This window comes from Desulfobacter curvatus DSM 3379 (assembly GCF_000373985.1).
Lineage (GTDB): Bacteria > Desulfobacterota > Desulfobacteria > Desulfobacterales > Desulfobacteraceae > Desulfobacter > Desulfobacter curvatus.
On sequence record NZ_KB893069.1, the window covers coordinates 1 to 26,231 of the forward strand.

At 46.7% G+C, this 26,231-nt stretch carries 25 protein-coding genes and 1 pseudogene; 20 read left to right on the forward strand and 6 right to left on the reverse strand.

Features of this window, described 5'->3' with window-relative positions:
* From B147_RS32485 to B147_RS0115955, 3 genes and pseudogenes are all read left to right on the forward strand, one after another.
* Nucleotides 1–233, forward strand: a pseudogene (locus B147_RS32485) (hypothetical protein); the annotation flags it as partial.
* Between the two features lie 201 nt (nt 234–434).
* Nucleotides 435–2,063: a sigma-54 interaction domain-containing protein gene (locus B147_RS28625; RefSeq protein WP_020588200.1), complete on the forward strand. Its 1,629-nt coding sequence runs from the start codon at nt 435–437 to the stop codon at nt 2,061–2,063.
* A gap of 881 nt (nt 2,064–2,944) precedes the next feature.
* On the forward strand, nt 2,945–3,259 hold the full coding sequence (locus tag B147_RS0115955) for a hypothetical protein (protein WP_020588202.1): 315 nt from the start codon (nt 2,945–2,947) through the stop codon (nt 3,257–3,259).
* A gap of 313 nt (nt 3,260–3,572) precedes the next feature.
* On the opposite strand, the gene B147_RS0115960 is transcribed toward B147_RS0115955, so the two are convergent.
* The 5 genes from B147_RS0115960 to ilvC form a co-directional block, all read right to left on the reverse strand.
* Complete coding sequence (locus B147_RS0115960) at nt 3,573–4,031, reverse strand: MamS/MamX family magnetosome protein (protein WP_020588203.1); 459 nt, start codon at nt 4,029–4,031, stop codon at nt 3,573–3,575.
* 196 nt (nt 4,032–4,227) lie between these two features.
* Nucleotides 4,228–4,476, reverse strand: coding sequence for a hypothetical protein (locus B147_RS0115965; protein ID WP_020588204.1), 249 nt, complete (start codon nt 4,474–4,476; stop codon nt 4,228–4,230).
* Nucleotides 4,476–4,715: a hypothetical protein gene (locus tag B147_RS0115970; RefSeq protein WP_020588205.1), complete on the reverse strand. Its 240-nt coding sequence runs from the start codon at nt 4,713–4,715 to the stop codon at nt 4,476–4,478. The genes B147_RS0115965 and B147_RS0115970 overlap by 1 nt, the downstream gene beginning before the upstream one ends.
* Nucleotides 4,715–5,548, reverse strand: a complete 834-nt coding sequence (locus tag B147_RS0115975; RefSeq protein WP_033397532.1) for an SIR2 family NAD-dependent protein deacylase — start codon at nt 5,546–5,548, stop codon at nt 4,715–4,717. Before B147_RS0115975 ends, B147_RS0115970 begins: the two co-directional genes overlap by 1 nt.
* 441 nt (nt 5,549–5,989) lie before the next feature.
* Complete coding sequence (gene ilvC, locus B147_RS0115990) at nt 5,990–7,462, reverse strand: ketol-acid reductoisomerase (protein WP_020588209.1); 1,473 nt, start codon at nt 7,460–7,462, stop codon at nt 5,990–5,992.
* 229 nt (nt 7,463–7,691) lie between these two features.
* Here ilvC and ilvY point away from each other — a divergent pair, with 229 nt between their 5' ends.
* Nucleotides 7,692–8,573: an HTH-type transcriptional activator IlvY gene (ilvY, locus tag B147_RS0115995; protein ID WP_020588210.1), complete on the forward strand. Its 882-nt coding sequence runs from the start codon at nt 7,692–7,694 to the stop codon at nt 8,571–8,573.
* Nucleotides 8,574–8,598: 25 nt separating this feature from the next.
* Here the strand turns inward: ilvY and B147_RS30445 are convergent, their stop codons facing one another.
* Nucleotides 8,599–9,204: a DUF1007 family protein gene (locus tag B147_RS30445; RefSeq protein WP_020588211.1), complete on the reverse strand. Its 606-nt coding sequence runs from the start codon at nt 9,202–9,204 to the stop codon at nt 8,599–8,601.
* Nucleotides 9,205–9,469: 265 nt separating this feature from the next.
* Between B147_RS30445 and B147_RS0116005 the strand changes: the two genes are divergently transcribed.
* The 16 genes from B147_RS0116005 (at nt 9,470) to B147_RS0116080 (ending at nt 26,186) form a co-directional block, all read left to right on the forward strand.
* The gene (locus B147_RS0116005) at nt 9,470–10,123 is read left to right on the forward strand and encodes a nitrite/sulfite reductase domain-containing protein (protein WP_020588212.1); all 654 of its coding nucleotides are present in this window, start codon (nt 9,470–9,472) and stop codon (nt 10,121–10,123) included.
* Nucleotides 10,124–10,153: 30 nt separating this feature from the next.
* Entirely contained in the window at nt 10,154–10,885 is a 732-nt protein-coding gene (locus tag B147_RS0116010) for a ParB N-terminal domain-containing protein (protein ID WP_020588213.1), read from the forward strand.
* A 160-nt stretch (nt 10,886–11,045) separates the two neighbouring features.
* Complete coding sequence (locus B147_RS0116015) at nt 11,046–13,379, forward strand: PAS domain-containing sensor histidine kinase (protein WP_020588214.1); 2,334 nt, start codon at nt 11,046–11,048, stop codon at nt 13,377–13,379.
* A 232-nt stretch (nt 13,380–13,611) separates the two neighbouring features.
* Nucleotides 13,612–15,522, forward strand: a complete 1,911-nt coding sequence (locus tag B147_RS0116020) for a flagellar hook-length control protein FliK (RefSeq protein ID WP_020588215.1) — start codon at nt 13,612–13,614, stop codon at nt 15,520–15,522.
* Nucleotides 15,523–15,908: 386 nt separating this feature from the next.
* Entirely contained in the window at nt 15,909–16,520 is a 612-nt protein-coding gene (locus B147_RS0116025) for a flagellar basal body-associated FliL family protein (protein WP_245569032.1), read from the forward strand.
* 7 nt (nt 16,521–16,527) lie between these two features.
* Entirely contained in the window at nt 16,528–17,526 is a 999-nt protein-coding gene (gene fliM, locus B147_RS0116030; RefSeq protein ID WP_020588217.1) for a flagellar motor switch protein FliM, read from the forward strand.
* A gap of 2 nt (nt 17,527–17,528) precedes the next feature.
* Nucleotides 17,529–17,885, forward strand: coding sequence for a flagellar motor switch protein FliN (gene fliN / locus B147_RS0116035; RefSeq protein WP_020588218.1), 357 nt, complete (start codon nt 17,529–17,531; stop codon nt 17,883–17,885).
* Nucleotides 17,882–18,310, forward strand: coding sequence for a flagellar biosynthetic protein FliO (fliO, locus tag B147_RS0116040; protein ID WP_020588219.1), 429 nt, complete (start codon nt 17,882–17,884; stop codon nt 18,308–18,310). Before fliN ends, fliO begins: the two co-directional genes overlap by 4 nt.
* Nucleotides 18,307–19,083, forward strand: coding sequence for a flagellar type III secretion system pore protein FliP (gene fliP / locus B147_RS0116045; RefSeq protein ID WP_020588220.1), 777 nt, complete (start codon nt 18,307–18,309; stop codon nt 19,081–19,083). Before fliO ends, fliP begins: the two co-directional genes overlap by 4 nt.
* 1 nt (nt 19,084) lies before the next feature.
* Nucleotides 19,085–19,354: a flagellar biosynthesis protein FliQ gene (gene fliQ / locus B147_RS0116050; protein WP_020588221.1), complete on the forward strand. Its 270-nt coding sequence runs from the start codon at nt 19,085–19,087 to the stop codon at nt 19,352–19,354.
* Between the two features lie 17 nt (nt 19,355–19,371).
* Nucleotides 19,372–20,160: a flagellar biosynthetic protein FliR gene (fliR, locus tag B147_RS0116055; protein ID WP_020588222.1), complete on the forward strand. Its 789-nt coding sequence runs from the start codon at nt 19,372–19,374 to the stop codon at nt 20,158–20,160.
* Between the two features lie 3 nt (nt 20,161–20,163).
* Nucleotides 20,164–21,240 carry a flagellar biosynthesis protein FlhB gene (gene flhB / locus B147_RS0116060; RefSeq protein WP_020588223.1) on the forward strand — a complete coding sequence of 359 codons (1,077 nt, stop codon included), beginning with the start codon at nt 20,164–20,166 and terminating at the stop codon, nt 21,238–21,240.
* A 59-nt stretch (nt 21,241–21,299) separates the two neighbouring features.
* Complete coding sequence (gene flhA, locus B147_RS0116065; RefSeq protein ID WP_020588224.1) at nt 21,300–23,408, forward strand: flagellar biosynthesis protein FlhA; 2,109 nt, start codon at nt 21,300–21,302, stop codon at nt 23,406–23,408.
* Nucleotides 23,401–24,504, forward strand: a complete 1,104-nt coding sequence (locus B147_RS0116070; protein WP_020588225.1) for a flagellar biosynthesis protein FlhF — start codon at nt 23,401–23,403, stop codon at nt 24,502–24,504. The genes flhA and B147_RS0116070 overlap by 8 nt, the downstream gene beginning before the upstream one ends.
* Complete coding sequence (locus tag B147_RS0116075; protein WP_020588226.1) at nt 24,505–25,398, forward strand: MinD/ParA family protein; 894 nt, start codon at nt 24,505–24,507, stop codon at nt 25,396–25,398.
* A gap of 41 nt (nt 25,399–25,439) precedes the next feature.
* On the forward strand, nt 25,440–26,186 hold the full coding sequence (locus tag B147_RS0116080) for a FliA/WhiG family RNA polymerase sigma factor (protein ID WP_033397538.1): 747 nt from the start codon (nt 25,440–25,442) through the stop codon (nt 26,184–26,186).
* The last annotated feature ends 45 nt before the right edge of the window (nt 26,187–26,231 follow it).

The window sequence follows — 26,231 nt, forward strand, 5'->3', positions numbered from 1 at the left end:
ATGAAAGACGGCTTGATTTCCCCACTGTAAAAGCGTTGAATTTACCTATTGGCAGCGGTGCTATTGAAAGTTCAATTCGTAGGGTGGTGAATTTACGTCTGAAAGGTCCATGCACTTTTTGGTATCGGGAAAATGCAGAAAAAATGATTATGCTACGATCATACTTTAAAGCAGGGCGTTGGGATTGTTTGAAACTCATGGCAACCACGCACAATCCAATGCCGGCGGCATGACCGGGAAAATGGGAATGCGCCCATTAAAACAATTCTTATGCCAAAGGCATTAAAATTTTATTACCAATTGAAATCATAGGATTTTGTTGGCTTTTAAACCATTTTCGAAAACTCAAAATATTGAGATTTCTCAATTTATGCATATCTTTATCTCAAATATTCGAGGAAAATATGCGGTGATTCTTTGGAAAGGTGCCCCTTATGCCCCATACTAGAGACAGCTTAAAAGTGCTTGAGAATAAATGCAGGCTTCTGGAAGGCCAGTGCAGCGAATACGTTGACGCGTTGAAAGAGGCGAATCTGTCGCTTGAAGAACGGGTTTCCCAATTACGCATTTCAGAGAACAGCATAAGGGAAAGCGAATCAAAGTTTCGTAAAATTTTTAAGCATGCGCCTTTTGGCGCATCCATCAATGATCTTAAGGGAAATGTCCGCTTAGCCAATCGGGCGCTTTGCCGTATGATGGGCTACCCGGAAGAGGAATTGAAGAGAATGCATTTTTCCCAGATTACTCATCCGGATGACCAGGATACCAATCAGGTTTTATTTAAAAAATTGATATCCAATGAGATTGATCACTACAGCATGGAAAAAAGATATATCCGGAAATCAGGGGAAATCTTCTGGGCAAGTCTTGCGGTCATTCTGGTGAAAGACAGCAGAACAGGGGAAAAAATGATTATTGCCATGATCGAAGACGTTTCAAAACAAAAAAAAATCGAACTGGAACTCAAAGCGCACCGGGATCATCTTGAGACAATCGTGGCAGAACGGACCTCTGAAATACAATTGCTCAAAGACCGGCTGCAGGCGGAAAATATATTGCTCAAGCAGGAACTTGCCGACTCCCTTCAATATGGGACGATCATCGGCCAGAGCCAGTTGATGAAAAATATCATATCCCAAATAGAACTGGTGTCACCCACCAAATCCAGCGTTTTGATCCAAGGAGAGTCGGGAACCGGAAAGGAGCTCGTTGCCCGTGAAATCCATGTGCACAGCAGCAGGCGCAGCGCCGCATTCATCAGGGTCAATTGCGCCGCCATCCCCAAGGAACTCTATGAAAGTGAATTTTTCGGTCATGTGAAAGGCGCCTTTACGGGTGCAGTCAAAGACAGAATCGGCCGATTTGAAGCTGCAAATGGCGGTACAATTTTTTTGGATGAAGTCGGTGACATCCCTTTATCCCTTCAAAGCAAGCTGCTGCGAGTCCTTCAGGAGGGGGAATATGAACGCCTTGGTGAGGAGACAACACGAAAGGTTGATGTCCGTGTTATTGCCGCCACCAATAAAAATTTGACAGATGAAGTTAAGCAAAAAAGATTCCGGGATGATCTTTTTTACCGGTTGAATGTCTTTCCCATCCATGTTCCACCTCTAAGGGACCGAATTGGTGACATCCCGCTGCTGGCCTCCCATTTTATTGTGAAGCTCTCAAAAGAAATGAATCGTCCGAAACCTGAATTGACCCAGGCAAATATAATGGATCTGCAGTCTTATGACTGGCCGGGGAACGTCCGTGAACTTGAAAACGCCGTTGAAAGGGCTATGATCCTATCAAGGTCAAAGCGGCTGAGCTTTAATTTCACCATAGAAGCAGAAGGAGGTCCTGTCACCAAAGAACCACAGCAGTTGCCCGCTGCAGAGGCACAGGGCATTTTATCTATTCATGATTTTCAACAATTAGAGCGGGAAAATATGATCCGGGCACTCACGCATTGTAAATGGAAAATTTACAATAAAGACGGTGCAGCCAGCCTGCTTGGCATCAAACCCACAACGCTGATTGAGAGAATGAAACGAATGAATATAAAAAAACCAGGAAAATAAATCCCCCCTTCACTTTCCAAACGGCTCTGTCTCCTTTAATTTTTTATAAGAAACTCTCTGTAAGCCAAAGAGATGTTACAATATTCGTTGTGGAGCGAACCACGGTCAAAGACCAAGGACGGTCCGTGACCGTTTATATGAAAGTCTCCAGCAACTAACTGGATTCTTTTTATCTTTGTTGTGGGCTGAGCCTGGGTGCTGATAGACCAGGTCAGCCCATGGCTGTTATAAAAAATTATGCGCCAATTTCAGTCAAAACCTATGTTGAAACTATAGGTCCCCATATTTATTGAAATAATTTTCCTTGTTTACAATCTACAGCTTAACGGGTTCACACAAAGCGCGTTTTTCAACGGCAGCGTTCCCGCATGTCCCGCAAAAATAAGAAGGCTCCATTTTGACGGGATTGCAAGATGTCTTCTGCCCGACTGCTCCTCTACTGCAGTCGTGACACATATAAACAGCCCGCCCCGATTCCGTCCTGCGCTTTACAGATTTTGTTTTTGTCCGTGGATATTTTACCACAGGTTGTACACTGAAAGTTTTTCATATCATCATCTTCATATTTTATCTGGCACATCCAGCCTGTATTATCAATTGAAGATTCAAAATCTCGGACAGCCCACGCAAATCCTTGCTGAATCTTATGTAGAAAAGATATGACTATTTCAGGATTAATCAATATTATGGCTATATGAAATTGTTATTCAGAGCTAAGATTATAGAATAATAATTTCCACATCTTGATTTTTGTTTAGCATTATTTATCTTTTTTAGCAGGAACATATAAAATATATTTATGCCAAATAAAATCTTTAGTGGCTAACATAAAATCAGTATTATGCTGTCATATAAATGCTTAACAACAAAGAAGTGAATTTATGGAAAAAGACAAAATAAAATTACAGGAAGATCCAGCGGATCTTGACACCTGCACTATGGCGCCCGAATTCGCTGAGCATGCCAGGCCCAACGAACCGGCAAGAGAACCCTGTGACGACGGCAGGGCAGGAGGCGCAATGAGCGTTACACCCATAAAGGAGGTGAATGAGATGGCAGAGAAAAAACAATGCTTGGACATTGTCAAAGAAAAAGAAGAACAACGGCAGCATACCATGGACAAAATGTCCATAGCCACGTCTGAGGCGCATACCTATGATAAAAACCAGGATGCTGACTCAGAGAAATGTTCATAAAAACAGATGATACGACAGCCGGGAGAAATTCATCCCGGCTGTTTTTATAAGAAAGTCTGTGTAACTAACACAGATCTTTCAACTTTCGTTGTGGGCTGAGTCTGGGTGTCGATAGACCAGGTCAGCCCATGGCTGTCAGTCGAACTCTTTCATCGCCATCAAATTGCTATATAGTGTCTGAACGAAAACCTGGAAATTTTGTTGAGTACAAGGCGGGATAAAATTTTAAACGGAGGAATACATGGAGTATTTCGAGGATTAAAATTTTAGACCAATGCCGTAATCGGCAAAATTTACGGTTTTCGGTCGGGCACTATCTACGCCTCCAACCGCTCCAAATAGGAAAACCGCTTGCATCTCGAAGTACCAACACGTCACCACCCTTCATTACCTCCGCAGCAATCAGGGTGGGGTTGCCCTCAAATGTGATTCGCGAACCTTTAACTTCGATTTTGTCCTTAGGCACAATTTTCACGTCCTGGTTTTCAATATACCAACTCGGACCAAGATGCACAGAAATCATTTCCTTGTCTGTTTTAAGAATGAGGTGCACACCGTAATTCATGCCCTTCATAGGCGTGATCTTATCAACTGTGACAACCTCACCACTGATCATCTCAACGGTCTGGGGGTTGTACATCCTGCCGTAAGGATCTCCTGGTCTCCAGCCTCCACTTCCTTTCCACGTCATTCCTCGCTGTGCCAACGTGTCGGTAGAAAAAATAAAAGCTATTATAGTCATCACGGCCATTAACGTAATTATTTTTTTCATTTCGTGCACACTCCTTTCGTTTTTTGAGGCTAACAGTTGATTAGACAAAATGGGTCAATTGGGTTATAGACAGACCCTGACTGTTCGTTTTTAGGTGGACGGTTTAGAGCAAAAACGCAACTACAGAATATCCTTACCCAGCCAACTTATGCAAGAAAAACATGAGCAAAATGAATTAAAACCTGAAATCATCTTCTCACACCGATGAAAGCGGCTGCAATCCTGTTGCAATCAGAGGCCAGATACCCGTAGCCATAGCATCTGACTGACCCAGGCCGAAGAGGATCACCCCATATGTGGCGATCCGGGTCATATCGACGATAAACCCGATCATGGCATTGGTGACCACAAAAGCTTGAGTGGAGCCACCGGCCTTTGACAGGAAAGCTGACCGAAGTGCCCCCTGGTGTCTGGAAAGCCCGCCGAAAAAACCAATCAATTGCATTATTCAAACAACCAGCTGTATTGCAATCCCGGCCCAACACATTTCCAACCATCGTCAAGTAATGAGAGGCCTGTCGAGCTGAAGTCAATATCAGTTTGACGATCAATGATATTAACATTTCCATTCTGATTTGATTGAAAGGCGACAGCTTTTCCATTTTTATGCAAGAGTACAAAATTATCGGTCCCTTTTTGAAAGAGCCTTTGTAAGCCGGCTTCTGGATAATCATTCTTATTCATCAGCACAAAATCCGGTTTATGCCTTCCCTGGCGCCAAGCGGCAGGCCGATGGCACCTTGGCAGACATGGTAATCCCTTGGGTTGATGCGTATCAAGGTTGAATTTAAGTTCCGGCCGGTTCGTTGGGATTTATATCTTACCGTAGGTACGGCAAGGCCTGCCCCCATTTCAATAATGGCCAATTTTGCATTGAAGCTGTTGAGCTTTTCAAGCCATTTCTGCAAACGTGCCCCTTGTTCACTGGTGCGGTGCGATATCCAGTTCCAGTCTCCAAACATTAAAATATTGGGGCGTGCCAGTCTTCCGCAGTTTTTACATTTCGGCAACTCTCCTGTAGCCCTGAACGCTTCCATATCAACATTGATTTTTTCTTCCCCAATCTTCCAGATGTCGCTGGAACATGGTCCGGTGCATTGAAGATGGTGGATAGAGCCATGGCACTCTTCAATCAATGCATCGTCAAAGCCGGCTTTTTGAAACTGCCCGTCAACATTCGAGGTGAATACAAAATATCCGTACGGCTTGCTTCTTCCCAGATCAAGCAATTTTGAAAAGCCCTCGTGGGGGATTGTTTCACGATAAAGATTCAACCTGTGCCCATAAAACGCCCAGGCAATTTCAGGTTGTTTGTCAAACCAGACAGGGTCTGCCATTTCACTGAACGATTTGCCCAGTTTCGCTATGGGCGGATAAGCTTTCCAGAAACCTGCATTTCCCCTGAAATCGGGCAAACCCGAATCGACGCCCATACCGGCACCGGCCGTTATAAAAAGTGCATCTGCATCTTTAATTGCCTGGCAAGCCTGTTCGATATTTTTGTTTAGGTTGTCCATAAAATATACCGGCATTACCCGGCCCAGTTTTCAATTTTAAGATCCGGCACCTCTTGAAAATGCCTTTGATTATTGATTACAAGCACCATATCCCGGCTTCCGGCATGGGCCGCAATTATCATATCAAAAATGCCGATGGTATTACCACAGGTTTTTATGGATTCAATTTTTTGTTATGCTTTTCCAGCAAGTGGTAGAGTCCGGCCATGGTGCAGGCTCTTTCAATACGTCTTTCGCCTCTTTTTCCAGTTCCTTGGTAACTTTTCGGCTCTTTTGGAATCAATTTTTCTTTTTTGGGGCAAGCGTTGGTGCAGGAGGGCTGCACCAACGCTTAAGTCGCACTGGCAGGATGTTATTCCAGCAAAGGAATGCTGAAAAGTAAAACAGGCTTGTATTCATCCGGATCTTGGACGAACGCGCTGTCTTTTAAATGGGTACGGATTAACGCAGAGCCTTCATTGCACCCATATATCCACGCAGTTTCTTACCCACAATTTCAACAGGATGGTTCCGGATAGCATCGTTGACCTGGATCAGACGGATGTTATCCACGCTGTTGTCTTCAAGTGCCAGGCCTTTACCGATCACATCAGTATCAAGGCCTGCCATGAAATCTTTAAGCAACGGCACCGCGGTATGGGCAAACAGATAGCAACCATATTCCGCAGTATCTGAAATCACCACGTTCATTTCATACAGTTTTTTCCTGGCAATGAGGTTGGAGATCAGGGGCACCTCATGCAGGGATTCGTAATAGGCGGATTCGGCGATAATACCGGCGGACACCATGGTATCAAAGGCCAGTTCAACGCCGGCCTTGATCATGGCCACCATGAGAATGCCGTTGTCAAAATATTCCTGCTCCGGAATATCTGCGTCCTGGGAGATCGATTTTTCAAACGCTGTATCCTGGGTCTGGTCCCGCCATTTGAGCAGGTTGGCGTCATCATTGGCCCAGTCTTCCATCATGGTTTTCGAAAAATAACCGGTCATGATGTCGTCCATGTGCTTGTTGTACAACGGTGTCCAGATCTCCTTGAGCTGCTCGCTCAATTCAAAGGCCTTGATTTTAGCCGGATTGGACAGCCGGTCCATCATGTTGGTGATACCGCCGTGTTTCAGGGCTTCGGTCACGGTTTCCCAGCCATACTGAACCAGTTTGGATGCATAGCCCTCATCCATGCCGCCTTCAATCATCTTATCATAGCACAGCAGCGCGCCTGTCTGCAGCACCCCGCATAAAATGGTCTGCTCGCCCATGAGGTCCGATTTCACCTCGGCCACAAATGAAGACTGTAAAACACCAGCCTTGTGGCCGCCTGTACCGGCCGCATAGGCTTTGGCAAGTTCAAAGCCCTCTCCTCGGGGATCGTTTTCCCGGTGCACGGCAATCAAGGTGGGCACGCCAAAGCCTCTTTTGTACTCTTCCCTCACTTCGGTGCCCGGGGATTTGGGGGCCACCATGATAACGGTGAGGTCTTCTCTGATCTGCATACCCTCTTCAACAATATTGAATCCGTGGGAATAGGAAAGGCAGGCGTCCTTTTTCATCAAAGGCATGACCGATTCAATGACATTGGAGTGCTGTTTATCCGGGGTCAGGTTGATGACCAGATCTGCCGTGGGCAGCATCTCTTCATAGGAACCTACGGCAAAACCGTTTTCCGTGGCATTTTTCCAGGACTGGCGTTTCCCGGAAATGGCGGCTTCCCTTAACGTATAGGACACATCCAGGCCGCTGTCCCTTAAATTCAATCCCTGGTGAAGACCTTGGGACCCGCATCCCACAATCACAATTTTTTTCCCCTTGAGTGCCTCAACCCCGTTAAATTCCGAAGGGTCCATGAACCGGCACTGGGACAGTTCCTCAAGTTGCAGCCGTAACGGCAGGGTGTTGAAATAGTTGGTGCCCATATCTTGTCTCCTTAATTTTAATGTCTGAACGAGAAGTCACCCATCTGAGTCGTTGCAGGAAAATTTGCATCTGGGCAACTTCTCGTTCAAACACTAGGTAAATGTTGTAAATAAAATGGCTTAAAACTATTGTTGCGTCAAATGAATCATTTGCAATTTTATATTGCAGATAATGAAAGGCTCGTTTAAACTACGCGAAAATACGGTTATTAACTATGTTAAGGTTAAAATGGATATACGCACCCTTGAATTATTTCACCATCTGGCAGGCTCCCTGCATTTTTCCCGGACAAGCCAGAGTTGCAATATTTCGCCGTCAGCCCTGACCCGGGTGATCCAGCGCCTGGAAACCGATGTGGGGAAACAGCTTTTTATCCGGGGCAACCGCTGTGTGGAACTGACCTATGCCGGACAGGTCTTTAAAAAATATGCAGAGGATGTGCTTGGCCGCTTTGAACGGCTCCAGGGGGAATTATCAAAGGACGCGATTCTGTCCGGCCAGCTCTCCCTTTACTGTTCGGTGACCGCCGCATACAGTATTTTGCCCAGCTTTATCCCCCACTACCGGGCCCTGCACCCTGGCGTGCAGATTCACCTTGAAACAGGAGACCCTGCCCAGGCCATAGATCGACTGATGAACCGGGATGCAGATGCCGTCATTGCAGCCCTTCCCGAAAAACCCGGCGTCCAGATCAGTTTCTTAAACATGGCTGTCAGTCCCCTGATTTTTATCGGGGCCAAGCATTATCCCGATGTCCTGGTAACAGACGGCAAAGGGGGACCGGACTGGAAAAAATTTCCTTTAATCCTTGCGGACAAAGGCTTAAGCAGGGAACGTATTGATAAATGGTTCGTTGAAAACGCCGTGGTCCCGCGCATTTATTCCCAGGTCACAGGCCATGAAGCCATTATCGCCCTGGTGAACCTGGGCTTTGGTATCGGCCTTGTGCCCCGGCTGGTGCTTGACAAAAGCCCACTTTACCGGAATATTGTTGCCTTGGACAACATGCCGGAACTGCCCCCCTATGAAATAGCCCTTTGCACACGGGATGCAAACCTTTCCAATCCCCGGGTCCGGGCCCTTTGGGATATCGTTGCAGGAGCGTCTTGACTTCGGTTTTAAATATACTTAATGTTTATTTTCGTTTAAACGAAAGAAAAATTGCCATGGGATTTACCGTATCATAATAGATCAGGGTGGATTGGTCCCTGGCAGTCTGTGTCTCAATGGAAAAGGCCTCTGCATTTTCCAAATTTAAAGGCGTCTTATCAGGAAAATAGATATCGGAATAGTATTCCGGGTCATAGGGAGATAAAACCACCTGCTTGGGTGTATCCACAGCTACGACATGGCAGGGAATGAAAAATTCATAACAGACGGTCCCATTATCAAGCCATGCATTAAATGATTTAATGAATTTTACCTCAAAGGGCTTCCCGTCTATTCGGACATGGATGTAATAATTGTACGGGGCAATATAACCAAATGCCTTTTCCTTAATCACCGCCACTTCGTTGGCATCCAGGGCCTGGTTATGGTCTGAGTCAAAATCCTCGCTGATCATAACGGAAAACATTTCATCAAAAGCCCAGTTCACCCTGAAACCGGCCAGTCCCTTATCATCAAAAACAAAACCGGTACGCTGGGAAATGAATACATGGGGATGGGGTATCCCGGTAGGGGGAAACAGGATAATAAAAACCGCAAGCAATAGCGGAAAAAAATAATTAAGTCGGGGCATGGGTGTAAACGCCGTTATGTGTATCGGACTTTTTTCCACTTATATATGTATCAGCCTATATTTTCAAGGCAGCGTATCATGGTACTCACGTATAACCTGCATACAGTTAATGTGAACGGGAGCATACGGTTCTACTCAGTTCGACAGAACAAGGCCAAAAGAGGCTTTGCCCTTGAATTTGAAAAATATCGAATTATACTTCATCGAAGTTTTAGCGAAAATAACAACTCTCAAAAAGCTGTTACAAAACCCCTGGAGACCATATATGTCACAAGAAAAACCCCTTCCTCCCGGTGTAATCCTGCAACGGGACGGTAAAACATTTGCGGCCCGGATCACACCGCCTTCCGGACAACTCCGCGCCCGGGATCTGGAGAAAATGGCTGAACTAGTCCGAATCTATGAAGTGCCGGCGGTGAAGCTGACCTCGGGACAGCGCATTGGATTTTATGGACTGAGCAGAGAAAAAATAAATGCCCTGTGTGATGCCATGCCGTTCAGAACCGGCGGACACTATGTCCAGGCTTGTCAGGGAACAACGTGGTGTAAATTCGGGCAACAGGATGCCATGGGGCTTGCCAAAATCCTTGAGGAAAAATATGGATCCATTCCAACCCCGGCCAAAATCAAACTGGGCATTTCCGGCTGCACCTTCAGCTGTGCAGAATCTCGGCTGCGGGACATCGGCTTCATCGGAACACCCAAAGGCTGGCGCATGTTTGTGGGCGGTAATTCCGGCATGAAACCAAGAATTGCCGATGAACTGGCAAAAGAGTTGCCTACCGAAAAAGCCATAGAACTTTGCCAAAAATTTCTCGACTTTTACTGTGAAACAGCCCCGGCCAAAAAAAGGACCTCCCGTTTTGTTGAAAAGACAGGGATCCAAACCATTAAAGAAAAGTTAGGCCTTCCGCATTAACCCCAAAACCCCCTTCACTCAGGAAAAATAATGGAATTAAACACAACCTTTGTAAACCCTGACGTCTTAACGACTCGGCAACCCTTTGAAAAACTGTTCCCCATCCAGGAGGAGACCCTGGCTGCCATCAGCCAGGACATGGAGGTCAATGGGTTTGATCCGGTATTTCCCCTGGTGGTCTGGAAAGAGGAAAATGTGCTCGTGGACGGCCATACCCGATTTACAGCCGCCAGAAACACACACCTGGATCAGGTGCCGGTAGTATACAAATCATTTGAGGACGAGGATGACGCCCTGCTTTACAGCTTCCATGCCCAACGGAACCGGCGCAACATGTCTGACGATGATATTGTAAAGTGTCTGGCGCTTTTGGATGTTGTGCACAAAAAAAATGAAGCGGGTCAAAAAACCACGCGCAAGGCGGAAAACGAAATCCGGGCTAAAGAGCTGGGCATCAGCCCCCAGAAAGTAGACAAAGCCAGAAAGGTCATGGAATACGGCAGCCCCGATATCCAGGAACAGGTTCAGGCCGGGGAAAAATCCATTAATAAGGCCTTTAACGAAGTCCAGGCCCAGCGCCGTGAAAGTGGTGAAATTAAAGGCAGGGAGACCGACGGGTTAGGGCTTTCGGCAAAGTACACCCAGTCCCTGGGAAAATTCCTCAAAGAGCTGACCCGCATCCGGGAGCAGGGATGGCAGGAGGTCAGCCGGGAAAAAGCTGTGGCCGATATTGAAGCGATCCTTGACCTGATCAGGAACTAAGGGGTTTGAAAAAAATAACATTAGGAACGTTCATTGATTTTGTGTTAAATTTATTCATTCCATATTTTTAAATCTGTGCGGGAAATAGGGACCGCAGAGGGTGCTTCTATCAAAAAACTGATTGACAAAAATCGTAAAGGTTCTCGGGGCCTAAAACATTTTGTTAAAATCATTATTTAAAAAAATTAAAGCGTTAAGGGATTCTGCGTCTAAAAATAAAAGATTGAATTCTGAAAAGGAATTTTATTCTGCTTTCAATGCAATGAAGTCTGCCGTTTGGATTATTGATAAAGATCACTATATCTTAAAATCCAATAATGCTGCCAACCGCCTATTCAATCACACCAAGTTAGAAATAATCGGGAAAAAATGCTGGGAAATCGTTCATGGTACTGACCGACCGGTTAAGGAGTGTCCTCTTCTAAAAGCCGGCCAAAGCTTACAACAAGAATCCATTGAACTCCAAATTAATGAAAGATGGTTTGAAGTCGTTGTAGACCCGATTCTCGATTCCAAAGGGAAGCCCTCAAAGTATATTCACATCATCACGGATATCACAGAAAGCAAACTGATATCCGAGCAACTGGAACGTAGCCAACAACTGCTTGCGAATGCTGAACGCCTGGCAAAAGCAGGTGGATGGGAATGGAATATAGACCAACAAACGATGTATTGGACAACAGAATTGTATCGGCTGCATGAATTTGATCCCAATCAGTTTGAACCGGGTTCGCCTGAACATCTGAATGCAGGGCTTGCATGCTATAGCTCAGAAGACCAACAGACAATATTGGATGCTTTTCATAGGTGTGAAAAGGAAGGGGTTGCCTATGACCTTGAGTTTGAATTTCGAAAATCGTCAGGAAAAAAAATATGGATTAAAACCGTAGGCGAACCTATCTGGAAAGGTAATAAGGTTGAAAAAATCATCGGCAATGTCATGGATATTACCGAATCGAAATTGGCGAAGGCAGAACTTTTCGCACAATCGGAAAGAATGAAGACCTTTTTCAATTCCATCAATGACGCAATTTTTATTCATCCCTTGAAACAAGAGAGTTTTGAATCCTTTGTTGAAGTTAATGACATCGCCTGTAAGCGATATGGATATACCCATGATGAGTTAATGAATCTTTCGGCACCTGATATAACCGTCGAGCCCGATGTGAATGGGCATGCCCAACCCATTTGTAGAGAAAAATTACTTAAAGAAGGGCAGCTTGTTTTTGAAACATCGCATATCAAAAAAACAGGTGAAACATTTCCCGTTGAAATAAATTCAAACATTTTCTATCAAAATGAAAAACCATACATCCTTGCCGTTGTTCGGGATATTACAAATCGAAAAAATGCCGAAAAAGTACTTCGAAAAAACGAACGGTCATTTCGAAATCTGTTTGAAAATCATGCCGCCGTCAAACTCATTCTTGATCCTGATTCCGGCCGGATTATAGCGGCCAACAAGGCTGCCGCGGATTTTTATGGATGGTCTTGCAGCAAACTTGCGCAAATGAATATTGATCAAATCAACACAAAACCCTTTGACGAAATCAAACAATTAATGGGAAATGCGAAGAACAAAGAACGCATTTTTTTTGATTTCCAACACCGGTTGGCCGACGGTTCCATACGAGACGTTGAGGTGTTTAGCAGTGGCGTTGAGATGAACGGCAAAAAATATCTCCATTCCATTGTTCATGATATCACTGAACAAAAAAAAGCGACAAGGGATATGGAGGAACTGAGAATTCAAAATTGGCACCTTAAAAAACAGGAAAGTCTTAGCCGAATGGCCGGAGCGATTGCTCACCACTTCAACAATCACCTGATGGCTATTATGGGGAATCTGGAAGTGGGCATTAAATTAATTGAGAGGAATAAATCCCCTCTTCAAAATCTGATAAAATCCATGGAAGTTGTTCAAAAGGCCGCCAAAGTCAATGGGTTGATGCTTACCTACCTGGGGAAGAACGCTTCCGGAAAAATGCAAATGGATATGGGCAAAGCCTGCAGCATGACCATACATCTTCTTCGTGCCTCACTGCCGGTCAATATTGTTCTGGAAACGGATTTCCCGGATCAGGGCCCCATAATCTACGGGAATGAGGCTCAAATTCAGCAGCTTGTCACCAACCTTGTCACCAATGCCGCAGAATCCTATAAAAAACATGGCACCATCCATCTTAGTTTAAAAACTGTCCTCGCCAACAAAATACCCAAAAAGAATCGCTTCCCTGTAGACTGGATACCCGACCGCAATGAATATGCCTGCCTGGCGGTAACCGACTCGGGTTGTGGGATTGAAGAACAGAACATCGAAAAAATATTTGATCCGTTTTTTTCGACCAAGGTGACCGGGAAAGGGTTGGATTTACCTGTTGTTCTGGGGATTGCACAAGTAAACAATGGCGTCATCACCGTAGAAAGCAGATACAGTGAAGGAAGTACCTTTCGATTCTTTACCCCTGTGGAAACAAAACAAAATTCACAATAGCCACGGTACGCCGGGGTAACTGTCAGGAAAACAGGTAATTATTTCCCCCGTGATGTCTTTTATGGGAAATTCCTGCCCTGCCAATTATAACATTTCTAATTTCACACGCAAGCAATGCCCCCTCAACACATTGAAAATATTAATTATTACATCTCAAGTTCATTAATTGGCATGACTGTTGCTCTTTTGACAGTAAAACGAATAAAAAAGGCCCATAAATTAAAGGTGACTCATGTTATCCAATACTTCAGACATCAATGCGTTACTGACAGGAAATTCTTCAAACGCCCTCATGGGTGTAACCAGTACCGCCACCACGTCCACAGACAGTGATGCTGGGGCATCCGCATTTCAGGGGCAGTTGGACAAGGCCATGCAGCAAGCCCCGGACATGGAAAGCACGAATGAGGTCAACACCAATGCGAAAATGACCAATCTGTCCACGGGGGAACAGAACGCAGAAATGTCCACAGTGGAGAAATCCAATTTTCTTGTCCGAACGACGAAACAAAAGGTCTCAGACATTGAAAATGTGCTGGAAAATGGCGGAGGCACCAAATTTCTCACGGAATTGAAAAATCTGCTTTTATCCCTTTCCAATAGCGATCTGGACAATCTATCCCTGGATGAAAACGGGCTTGAAGCTCTTGGAGATCTGCTTGTTCAAGCAGGTTTTGACCAGGCTTCCGTTGAAGAACTGATGGCGGATTTGACCCTTACCTTTGAAGAGGGTACCGACCTGATATCTGTGTCCGATTTCATGGATGATTTGTTTGAACTACCCCTTGCCGAGGATGAAGATATCACCCAGGCAGAGACACTCATGCCGACCTCTGATTTGCCATATATCAAATCCCTTTTGTCAATGATGGGGGTGGATGAGCAGCAAATTACCTCAATCATGGATAACGTTTCCGAAGGGACTCAGGGATTTGATTTTGACGATTTTATCGAACAGTTAAAGCAGCTTTTGGATACGGCCAATGAATCCGGCTTGACCTGTCAGACCGATGAAGATGACGCATATATGACCCTTTTGAAACAGCTTGATCTGGATTCTTTTATTGAAGAATCTGACGAGCCGTTGACCCTGGCCACATTAATTGATGCCTTTGTCCAGAAGCTTGATCTGAAAAAAGATAATTTATCGAACCAAACTGAAGAATCCGTATCAGAGGTCTTCACAACGGATCCTTTTGAGGCACTGGCAACCCAGTCCGGTCACCACGGATTGCTTAATCAACTTCTTTCCGGACTGAATATTCAAGAAGACAGTGAGGAAACCGTCGATGCTGCCATAACGCTCAGCGCAAATTCGAATGCCATGGTAAAGGAAATTGAGGATCGGGTCCAGGTTCAGTTCATGGATCAAATCAGAGGGGGAGACGTAAGTGCAAAGGATGCTTCCAATAGCGCACCCACGAACACTCAAACAAGAGAAAGCGATTCTGATGGTGCATTTAAAATAGCCAACAATTTTTCCGACACAACAAGAACAGCCAAAGAATCTGCATCACAGAACTCCGTCAAAGCAGCCCAAGCCGATGCTGCGGCCCTGGAAAAAATGGCTTCCAACACCAATGCCCTGTCAGGGGATACAACATCGAAAGGTTCAGAAACCCAGAACCTTATTTTTGGCGTGGAAAAATCAACCACAACGCAGACTGTAGGGACTTCAGGCACACAACAAAGCCGGCAGGCCTTTTCCACACTACCGGACTTTGTCACCCGGCAGGTGGGCAAAAGCATTGTCCGGTCGATCAATACCGGTAGCGACACCATCCGAATGCAACTGAAGCCCCCTGAGTTAGGCCGGGTATACATGAGTATTGACCATAATGGCAATTCCATGAAGGTCAGCGTAATTACTGAACACCAGTCAGCAAAAGATATTTTGGCAGCCAATGTCAATGAAATCAAAACCATGCTCTCTTCCTCGGGTATTAACCTTGAGAGTTTTGAAGTTGACATGAGCAGTGATTTCCAACAGTCCATGGCCGATGCCCGGGCCCAAGATCAATCAGCCGGAAAGAAGCAGGCAACGCGTGGATCAGGAGATGATGCCCAGGATGACCTGTCAGATAATTTAACGGCCCAGAACGCTGTCCTAAATGACAGTGGGTCGCTGCACTTTGTTGCATAAGCCTCCTTTACCATGGATCTGTCAAAACATTGACAGATCCATGGTAAAAGTGACGTTTTTATTTCATGTTTAAACGTTACTAAAATAAATAATTTTGCAAATCTCTCTTCTTTCCTATAATCTTTACCATAAACGTTTAGTTTTCCGCACCATCCAGGTAAAATCAATGCGGGCTGGCATAAGGTTTGCTATCATTCCTCATAACGGCCATGGGCCGTCCTTGGTCTATACTACACCCAGGCTTCGGCCCACAACGAACGTTGAAAAATCTGTGTTCGTTACACAGATTTTCTTACAAAACCTGATTTATCAAGGACATTCGCAATTCAGCCTGCAAGGGCCGGCTGGATCAGCGAACGAACGACCAGATTATTTTGGGAGGTATTGTGGCTGAAGATCTGCTGGAAAATATCGAAGGCGATGAACTGACCGAATCCATGAACGTTACTGGCGAAGATTCAAATGAAGAATCCGTCAAAAAGGGATTTATCGGCAAACTGCTGTCAGGGAAAGAAAAGCTGCTCATTATTCTGCTTTTGTTTATTCTCTTATTGGGCACGATTGGTGCCGGTGCGTTCTTTTTACTGTTCAGCGGTGAAGAAGAAGAAAAGGTTTCTGAACAACCGGCTGGTGAAGATGTCGTGACCGAGGAAAGCATACAGGCGGCCCTGGAAGATCAGAGCAAAACGATATTTGAGGATATTGTACAACTTGAACCCTTTGAACAGATTTTGTTAAGACAAGATTCAAATATGCATTACATATCCCTTGGTATCGCCCTTGAAATGATGGAACCCGGATTTCGAAGACAGGTGTATACCATGGAGCCCAGGATAAGAAAAATAATTGAAACCCAGATGCGACAAATGAGATGGATGGACCTGCGAAGCCCCCAGGGCAAACTTAAATTGAAATTTACACTTCTCAACCGAATTAATCAAATTTTTCCCAACGTTGCCATAAGGCATATTTATTTTACTAATTTTATAATGCAGTGATGGTGCCATGAGTGAAATTCTATCCCAGGACGAGGTTGACAGTCTACTAGACGGACTGGATTCCGGAGAAGTAGAAACCGAAACCGATATTCCGGAGATTGCCGAGGAGCCGGTTGAGGGGGTCGTTGCCTATGATTTCACCAGCCAGGACAAGGTGGTCAGGGCAAGAATGCCCACCTTTGACGTTATTAACGAACGTCTGTCCAGGGAAGTTCGGGCCACATTGTCTTCACTGCTTCAAACCAATGTGGATGTGTCTGCCAACCCCTTTGACACCCTGAAGTTTTCTGAATTCGTTCGCAGTCTTCCGGTACCCACAAGTCTTCATGTATTCAGGATGGAGCCGTTAAGGGGGCATGGCCTGGTGGTATTTGAAAGCCAGCTGGTCTATAACCTCATTGATACTTTTTTTGGCGGTGAAGCCTTGGGAAAAGCAAGGGTGGAGGGCCGTGAATTCACCCGCATTGAAGAGGTGATGATCAAAAAGGCCGTGGTGGCTGTTCTGAAAAATATTGAAGCGTCCTGGGCCCCCATAGAACCGGTAAAGGCATCCTTGATCCGGTCGGAAATGAACCCGCAGTTCACGGCCATCGTACTGCCCACAGACCTTGTCATTGTCACCCGGTTTGAAATCGAACTGGAGCAGGCTGCAGGTAATCTTGTGGTCTGTTACCCCTATTCCATGATCGAACCCATGCGAAATAAGCTGTCATCCGGTGTCCAGGCCGAAATCGAAGAGATCGATTATAACTGGCGGCGTATGATTGAAGAGGTCATTCTTCACTCCGAGGTCGATTTGAGAATTCTTCTGGGTAAGACCGAGATCACCGGCGAACGGCTGTTGTATATGCAGCCCGGTGATGTCATCCAACTGGATAATGACGCATCAGATCCTTTGTCCTGCTTTGTGGGAGGGCTTGTGAAACTGACAGGTTTCATCGGTGTACAGCGGGGATTTCAGGCATTTAAAATCAACGAAAAAATTATAACCGACTGTGAGGGGTAAACATGGTTGATGAAAACGGCACGATAAATGAAGAAAATATAGGAGAAGATCTGGAAGAAGAATCCGGACACGATGAGGAGCGTGGCGCAAGGGAGCTGGATTTTATCCTGGATATCCCTTTGGAACTGTCCGTGGAACTGGGCAAAACAAAGATGCTGGTCAACGATCTTTTGCAGCTGGCCCAAGGGTCCATTATTGAGTTGAACAAACTGGCCGGAGAACCCTTGGAAGTATATATCAACCGTAAGCTCATTGCCCGGGGAGAAGTTGTGGTGGTCAATGAAAAATTCGGCGTTCGTCTTACCGACGTCATTACGCCCATTGACCGCGTCAAATCCCTGGCTGCAGAAGACCAATGAATACGGATATGGATATGTGGATGGCGTTCGGCAAAAGCTTCGGCATGCTGTTTGCTGTTCTGGCTTTTTTTCTCATCGCCCTTTATCTTGTCCGCAGATTCTCGGGCCGATTTGGAAATAAAGGTTCGATGGCACTGATCAAGGTGTTATCGGTCCATCACTTATCCCCCAAAGAAAAACTGGTGCTGGTGGCCGTCCAAGATGAATCGGTTCTCATTGGGGTTTCGCCGGCCGGCATTTCGTCTTTAGCCCGTTTTGACAAGCCACCGAATACGGTAACGGCATCGGAACCCCTCGAAACGGCCAACAAATTTCACAATCTGCTCAAAAAGAGTCTAATTAAAGACAACAGTGTGCATAAAATGCCCTTGGGGAATGAATCTTCCGATTCCCGTAAGGATTCCGGTAAAGGAGAAATATCATGATTAATTATCTCCGGTCGGCCGGCTGGATTGGATTAATCGTGGTTACAGCCATGATGATCGCAGGCGTTGCTGATACGGCAGAGGCTGTCACCTTCCCGATTCCTTCCCTGGAACTTAATGTCAGCACAGCCCAGGAGCCCGAAGAAGTGGCGGTGGTCCTCGAAATTATTGCTCTTCTAACCATCATTACCCTGGCCCCGGCTATTTTGATCCTCATGACGCCTTTTACCCGTATAACCATGGTGTTTCATTTTCTGCGCCAGGCCATCGGAACCCAGTCAAGCCCGCCCAATCAGGTAATTGTAGGGCTTTCGCTGTTCATGACGTTTTTTATCATCAAACCCGTGGCGTTAGAGGTGTATGACAAAGCCTTAAACCCATATCTTGAACGTGAAATCTCCTATGAAACAGCCTTTACTGAAGCCCAGAAGCCCATACGAAAGTTTATGCTGCTCAACACCAGGGAAGCCGACATTGCCCTGTTTGTCAAAGAAGCCGGTGTAAAAAAGCCTGAAACCCGGGATGATGTGTCGCTTTTAACACTGATTCCGGCCTATGTGATTTCCGAGCTTAAAACAGCATTTATCATCGGCTTTATTCTGTACGTTCCCTTTCTTGTCATTGATATGGTCGTGGCCTCGGTGCTGCTGGCCATGGGCATGATGATGCTGCCCCCGGTTATGATTTCCCTGCCTTTCAAGCTGATGCTCTTTGTCCTTGTGGACGGCTGGCATTTGATTGCAGGTTCCATGATTAAAAGCTTTGGAGTGTGAAATGACCCCTGAATTTGTAATAGCCTTTGCCAAACAGGCCATCATCCTTACGATCCTTTTGTCCATGCCCATGCTGGGTCTAGGGCTGATTGCCGGCTTGGCCATCAGTGTGTTCCAGGCGGTGACCCAGATCCAGGAGATGACTTTGACCTTTGTACCCAAGATCCTCGCCGTTTTTATCGGGCTTTTGTTTGCCGCCCCCTGGATGATGGAAAAGCTGATGGAGTTTACGACCAATATTATTACCAATATTCCCATGTATATCCGGTGAGTTAGGACAGAGCGACTGTGGAACTGCTTGATCTCATTGATCCCATTCGCTTTAGAACCTTTATGCTGGTTCTGGCACGGGTATCCGTGTTTTTATTTTTGTTTCCTATTTTTGGGTCCAATATAATTCTCAACCGGCTGAAAATGGCGTTTGCTCTGGTTTTAACCCTGTTGTTTTATACGGTGGTGCCCGTGGATCCGGCCCGTTTTCCAGAGGATGTCCCCACCTTTGGCCTGATGCTGGGCGCCGAGATTCTTGTGGGCCTTGCTCTGGGGCTTTGCCTGCGGATTTTTTTTGCAGGCATCCAGATGGCCGGCCAGGTCATCGGCTTTCAGATCGGATTTGCCATGATCAATGTTATGGACCCCCAAAGCGGTGAAAATGTCTCCATCATGGATCAAATCGGCTACTGGGTCTGTCTGGTCATTTTTCTTATACTCAACGGCCACCATATTATTATCATGTCCATGATTGACAGCTTTGAGCTGGTGCCTGTGGGTGGGTTTATCATGCATTCCGCCTTGACGCCCCGACTGTTGGATGTGGGGGCCGGGTTGTTTGTGACGGCCATTAAAGTCAGTGCCCCGGTCATTGCCGCCCTGACCTTTGTCAATACCGGCTTTGGATTAATCGCAAAATTTTCACCCCAAACCAATGTGATGATTGTGGCCTTCCCGGTGAAGATCGCAGTGGGCCTGATTTTTTTTTCCATGACCCTGCCGATCATTTTCATTGTTACCCGAAATTACATTGAACCGTGCAGAAAATTGTTTCTGACACTATTGTTTTATATGGGCGGAGGATAACATATGGCCGAAGATCCAGAGGGTGGCGGCGAGAAAACCGAAGACGCATCGGGGCGAAAGCTCAACAAGGCAAGGGAGGAAGGCCAGGTTGCCAAGAGCATGGAAATTCCTTCGGTCTTTGTCGTGTTGGGCGGTGTGACGGCATTGTATGCCACGGCATTTTTTTTCTACCAAAACTGCGTGGAAGTCTTTCGTTATAATTTTATGTTTGAGCGGGTGCCGGAACTAAATCCGGCAGATTTGAGCGTGATGCTGATTTATCACGCCAAAAAAATGTTTTTAATGTGCCTGCCAGTATTTACCGCCGTTTGTGTTGTGGCGATCATTTCCAACCTGGCACAGGTTGGATTCCAGATATCCTGGAAAGCCTTGGAACCGAAACTGTCCAAACTGAATCCCATTAGCGGATTTAAACAGAAATTTTCTTCCTCGGCCATCGTCGAATTTGTAAAATCACTGGCCAAGCTTGCCGTGATTTCACTGGTCTGCTATCTGGCCACAAAGGGTGACCTGTCCGAGGTGCTTAGGCTGTACGATCACGCTGTACCCCAGATTCTTCTTTTTCTTTTTATTAAATCGTTCTGGATTTTTATAAAAGTCTGTATCGTCATGATTTTGGTCGCCATTCTGGATTACGCTTTCCAGAAATGGAAGTTTTTAGAAGACCAGAAAATGACCAAAAAAGAGGTCAAGGACGAACGTAAGCAAACGGAAGGTGATCCGGCTGTTAAATCCAGGATTCGTCAACTCCAGATGGCCGCAGCCAGAAAACGCATGATGGCTGCCGTGCCCAAGGCGGATGTGGTTGTGACCAACCCGACCCACCTTGCCGTGGCATTGCAGTATGACAAAGAAAAGATGGATGCCCCGAGCGTTGTGGCCAAGGGCGCAGGTGCCGTGGCCGAAAACATCAAGAAAATTGCCCGGGAAAACGATGTGCCGGTGGTGGAAGATAAGCCTTTGGCCCGGAATTTGTATAAAGTAGTAGACATTGGCGGCCAGGTTCCATTTGAATACTACCAGGCTGTGGCGGAACTGCTTGCCTATGTTTACGGGCTTAAGAATGGTCAGCAAAGTTAAACGGTAAAAAGTCAATTTTTTGGCACCGGATGTCAAGCATCCATCAGCAAGGAGGATACATGTCCACGGAAAACGTCGGTATAATGGGCACAATGAAAAAAGAGTCATCAGATATCCTGATGGTTCTGGCCTTTATCGGCATTCTGATGGCAATGATCCTGCCCTTGCATCCTATTATCCTTGATTTCTTTCTGGCCCTGAATATTTCCCTGGGTATTGTGGTGCTGATCACCACCATGTATACTCAAAAACCCCTTGACTTCAGTATTTTTCCCACCCTGCTTCTGGTGCTCACCCTTTTCAGACTTTCGTTGAATGTAGCATCTACCCGGCTGATTCTTTTGCACGGCAGCGAGGGGCCCGAGGCTGCGGGGGCGATCATCATGTCATTCGGCGCTTTTGTGGTGGGCGGCAACTATGTGGTGGGTCTGATCATCTTCATTATCCTTGTGCTCATCAATTTCATGGTAATCACCAAAGGTGCCGGCCGTATTGCAGAGGTCGCCGCCCGTTTTACCCTGGATGCCATGCCCGGCAAACAGATGGCCATTGATGCGGATCTCAATGCCGGTATGATCGACGAATTAGAAGCAGGCGAGCGACGGGCTGCCATTGCCAGGGAATCGGAATTTCATGGTGCCATGGACGGTGCCTCCAAATTTGTCCGTGGTGACGCCATTGCCGGCATTATCATCACGTTGATCAATATCGGCGCAGGCTTTGTCATCGGCGTGGTGCAACAGGGCATGCCCCTTGGCGAAGCGTTGACCAATTACACCCTGCTTACCGTGGGTGACGGCCTTGTCTCCCAGATTCCGGCGCTTTTGATCTCTGCGGCCGCAGGTCTTCTGGTTTCCCGGTCCGGTGCAGAAAACAAGATGGGTCAGGAATTTGCCAAACATCTATTTTCCAGTACCACACCGGTCATGGTGGGGGGGGTAATTGTTTTCCTCATGGGCGCAATCCCTGGCCTGCCCACCATCCCCTTCATGACCCTAGGCATTACCATGGGAACTATTGCCTGGTATTTTTTAGGACAGGGGGAGAAAAAAGCGGAAGAAAAACAGCAGGAAATTGAAAAGGCCGAGACCCAGGCCCAGGAAGAGACGCCCGGAAAGCCTGAGGATGTGGATCACCTGCTGCGTCTGGATACCATGGAACTGGAAGTGGGTTATGGTCTGATTCCTTTGGTGGACAAGCAGCAGGACGGCACGCTTCTAGGGCGGATCAAGGCCATCCGCCGGCAGTTTGCCACGGAGATGGGCATTATTGTACCGCCCATCCATATCCGGGATAACCTGAATTTAACCCCGGCCCAGTACCGGCTTATGATCAAAGGTGTTGAGGCGGCCGGTGCAGAGCTGATGGTCAATCATTATCTGGCCATGGATCCTGGTGGTGCGGCCAAAGAAATTGACGGAATTGAAACGGTTGAACCGGCCTTCAACCTGCCGGCTCTGTGGATTCCCATGTCCAGGGAAGAGGAGGCCAAGTTTGCCGGATACACTGTGGTGGACAACTCCACGGTGATTGCCACCCATTTGACGGAGATCATCAGAAACAATGCCCACAACCTGCTTAGCCGGCAGGATGTCCAGCATCTCCTGGATAACCTGGCCAAAACCAGCCCCAAGGTGGTGGAAGAGCTGGTACCGAATCTGTTAAGTGTCGGTGCTGTCCAGAAGGTGCTCCAGAATCTTTTGCGGGAACGTATCTCCATCCGGGATCTGTTGACCATCGTGGAAACCCTGGCAGATTTCGCCCCGGCAGGCAAGGATCCGGACCTGTTAACCGAATATGTACGCCAACGGGTTGCCAAAGGCATGCTGGCACCCTATCTGCAGCCCGGTAAAAAGCTGCAGGTCATGACATTGGACCGGAAGCTTGAAGAAATTTTAACAAAAAATATTAAACGGACCGACCATGGAACTTACCTGGCCTTAGAGCCTGTCCTGATCACAGAATTTGTCGGCGCCGTATCAAAACAGGTGGAAAAGCTCATCACATTGAACACCCAGCCGGTGCTCATGACATCGCCCACATTGCGCCGTCATGTCCGTCGTCTGATTGAGCCATCTCTTCCCAATGTATTTGTGGTATCCCACGCAGAGATCGTGGATGACATAAATCTGCAGGCTGTCGGAAAGGTGAGTTTAAAGAATGGATAAAAAAATTTTCAGGGCACCGAATATCCAGACGGCCCTAGCCGGCATCAAGGAGGAGCTGGGGCCCGATGCCATGATTCTTTCCACCCGAAAGGTACCCAAATCACCCAAAGATCCCTACGGAAAAACCATGTTCGAAGTTGAGGCCGCAATCCCTTCGGGCGGTGATGATAAACAGGAAACACCTGTTCTACAGGATGTGGAATCTTTGAAGTCAGATATTGCGGAGATAAAGGACATCCTTTCAGTGGCCGGTTTCGGTTCCGGGGTGCAGTCCATTTTGTGCAACCATTTCGAATCCGTGGGCGTGCTGGCCTCCCTGCTTCGCTGCGGTGTCAGCGAACGTCTGGCGGCGGATCTTGTTCAAAAAGCTGCCGCTGATCTGGATGAAAATCTTGATAAAATTTCGCAAATGACGCAGTTGAAAAAAAAAGTTATGGGCCTGTGTCTGGATCAATTTCGCACCAAGGACTTTTTCACCCGGCGTAACTCTTCCGGGCTTCCCCAGGTGGCGGCCTTTGTGGGGCCGACCGGTGTGGGAAAGACCACCACCATTGCCAAACTGGCCGCCTATCTGAGCTTTACCCGGAAAATGAAGGTGGGGCTGGTCTCCATAGACAATTACAGGATCGGGGCCTTTGAGCAGCTCAAAGCCTATGCCGGCATCATGGGGCTGGTCTGTGTGCCGGCCTTTTCACGACAGGATCTGGCATGCGCCCTGGACCGGATGAAATCCATGGATCTGGTGCTTATTGATACGGCGGGGCACAGCCATTATGACAAGGAAAAAATTGACGAAATCCTTGAGCTGATCAAAAATGATTTCCAGATCAGCGTTCATTTAACCTTGAGTGTTACCTCTGAATTGATTAATATGAAGGAAGCGGCATCTGCTTTTTCCGTATTCAATCCAGACACCTATGTATTTACAAAAACAGATGAGACAAAAAGATGCGGGAAAATTCTTGACCAGGTGGCAAGCCATGACTTGCCGGTGTCATTGGTAACCAACGGCCAGAAGGTGCCCGAGGATTTGATTATCCCGGACCGCCATGAGCTTTTGAAGATAATTCTAAAAAAAGAGCCCAAAGGAGATTAGGTGGATCAGGCAAAAGGACTGCGGCAGATGGCCAGGACAAGTGCTATGCAAAAACGGGAACGAAACGGGGCTTCCAATGGCAGTTCATACCCCAGGGTCATTGCAGTGACCAGCGGTAAGGGCGGGGTGGGCAAAACCAATATTGTGGGGAACCTGGCCGTGGCCATGACACGGCTCGGAAAACGGGTGGTGATCATTGATGCGGATGTGGGCCTGGCCAATATCGACATCGTATTTAACCTGCGCCCCAAATATAACATCCGCCATCTGGTATCCGGGGAAAAAACCTTGTCCCAGGTAATGATAACAACGAATCACGGCATCGGCATTCTACCCGGTGGTTCCGGGTTTGCCGATTTGACCCGGTTCAGCGAAGGTGAAAAACTGACGCTGTTATCTGAGTTTGAGGCATTTTCCGATATGGCAGACATAATATTGCTGGATACCGGCGCCGGCATTTCCTCCAATGTGCTCTATTTTAACGCATCGGCGGACCAGTGCCTGGTGGTGGCCACCACGGAACCCACCTCCATTACCGATGCCTATGCCCTGATGAAGGTCATGTCCCAGGAGTACGGAATAAAACATTTCAAATTGGCTGTAAACATGGCGGACAACCGGAACGGGGCCAAAAGAGTTTACGGCTCTTTGAGCAACGCCCTGGATAAATTTTTAAAGAATGTGGTTCTGGAATACTGCGGGTATATTCCCTTTGACCCGGCCCTGCAAAAGGCTGTTCGAAACCGCAGCATCCTTTTGGATACCGTAAAGCACAGCCCTGCAGCTGATGCCGTGTCCGATCTTGCAAAAAACCTGCTCAACGACGACAGGACAAACCAGAACCAGGGAAATCTGACCTTTTTTATGAACCGGGTGTTTGCGGCGGCCAAATGAGTGGTTATGGTCATTTTACAAAAGGACGCAATAATATTTCCATGAAATACCCTAACAAAAAAAATCAGGCGGCGTGGGAGGCCTGGCGGCAGGAGAGTATTGTCAATTACGCGTATCTGGTCCGGTACATTGCTTCCCGGTTTGCCATGCGGCTACCCACCAGTGTACTTTTTGACGAACTGATGTCAGCAGGCTCTCTGGGGCTCATTGATGCGGTGGACAAATTTGATCCGGGCAAACATGTCAGCCTTGAAACCTATGCCCGGTATCGTATCAAGGGAGCCATTCTGGATGAATTGCGCAGCATGGACACCTATTCAAGGTCCATGCGAAAAAAAATCCAGGACATCTCCAAGGCGGCAAAAACCATTGAGGATGAAAAGGGGCGGCCGGCCGAGGACGATGAAATTTGTGAAGTTTTGGGCGTGGATCTGGAAACGTACCAGAATATGCTGACAGATATTCATGGGGCGGCAGTCCTCAGTCTGGATGATTTCATCAAAACGAAAAAAAATGATATCTCTTCCGAGACCCGTTTTCAGGCCGGCCTCAGGGGTGACGAAAATCCCGAAGACGACTTTTACCGGGCAGAACTGAAATCCGTTCTGGTGAAAGCCATCAAAAAATTGACGAAAAAAGAGCAGATTGTTATCTCCCTTTACTATTATGACGAACTGACCTTGAAAGAAATTGGGGAGGTTTTGTCTTTGACTGAATCCAGGATCTGCCAGATCCATACGGCTGTTCTGGTGAAACTGCACGCGAGCCTGGATAGCTATGGAAAATAATTTATTTTGATTGGCCTGATATTTGCTTTACTTTTAAGTAATAAG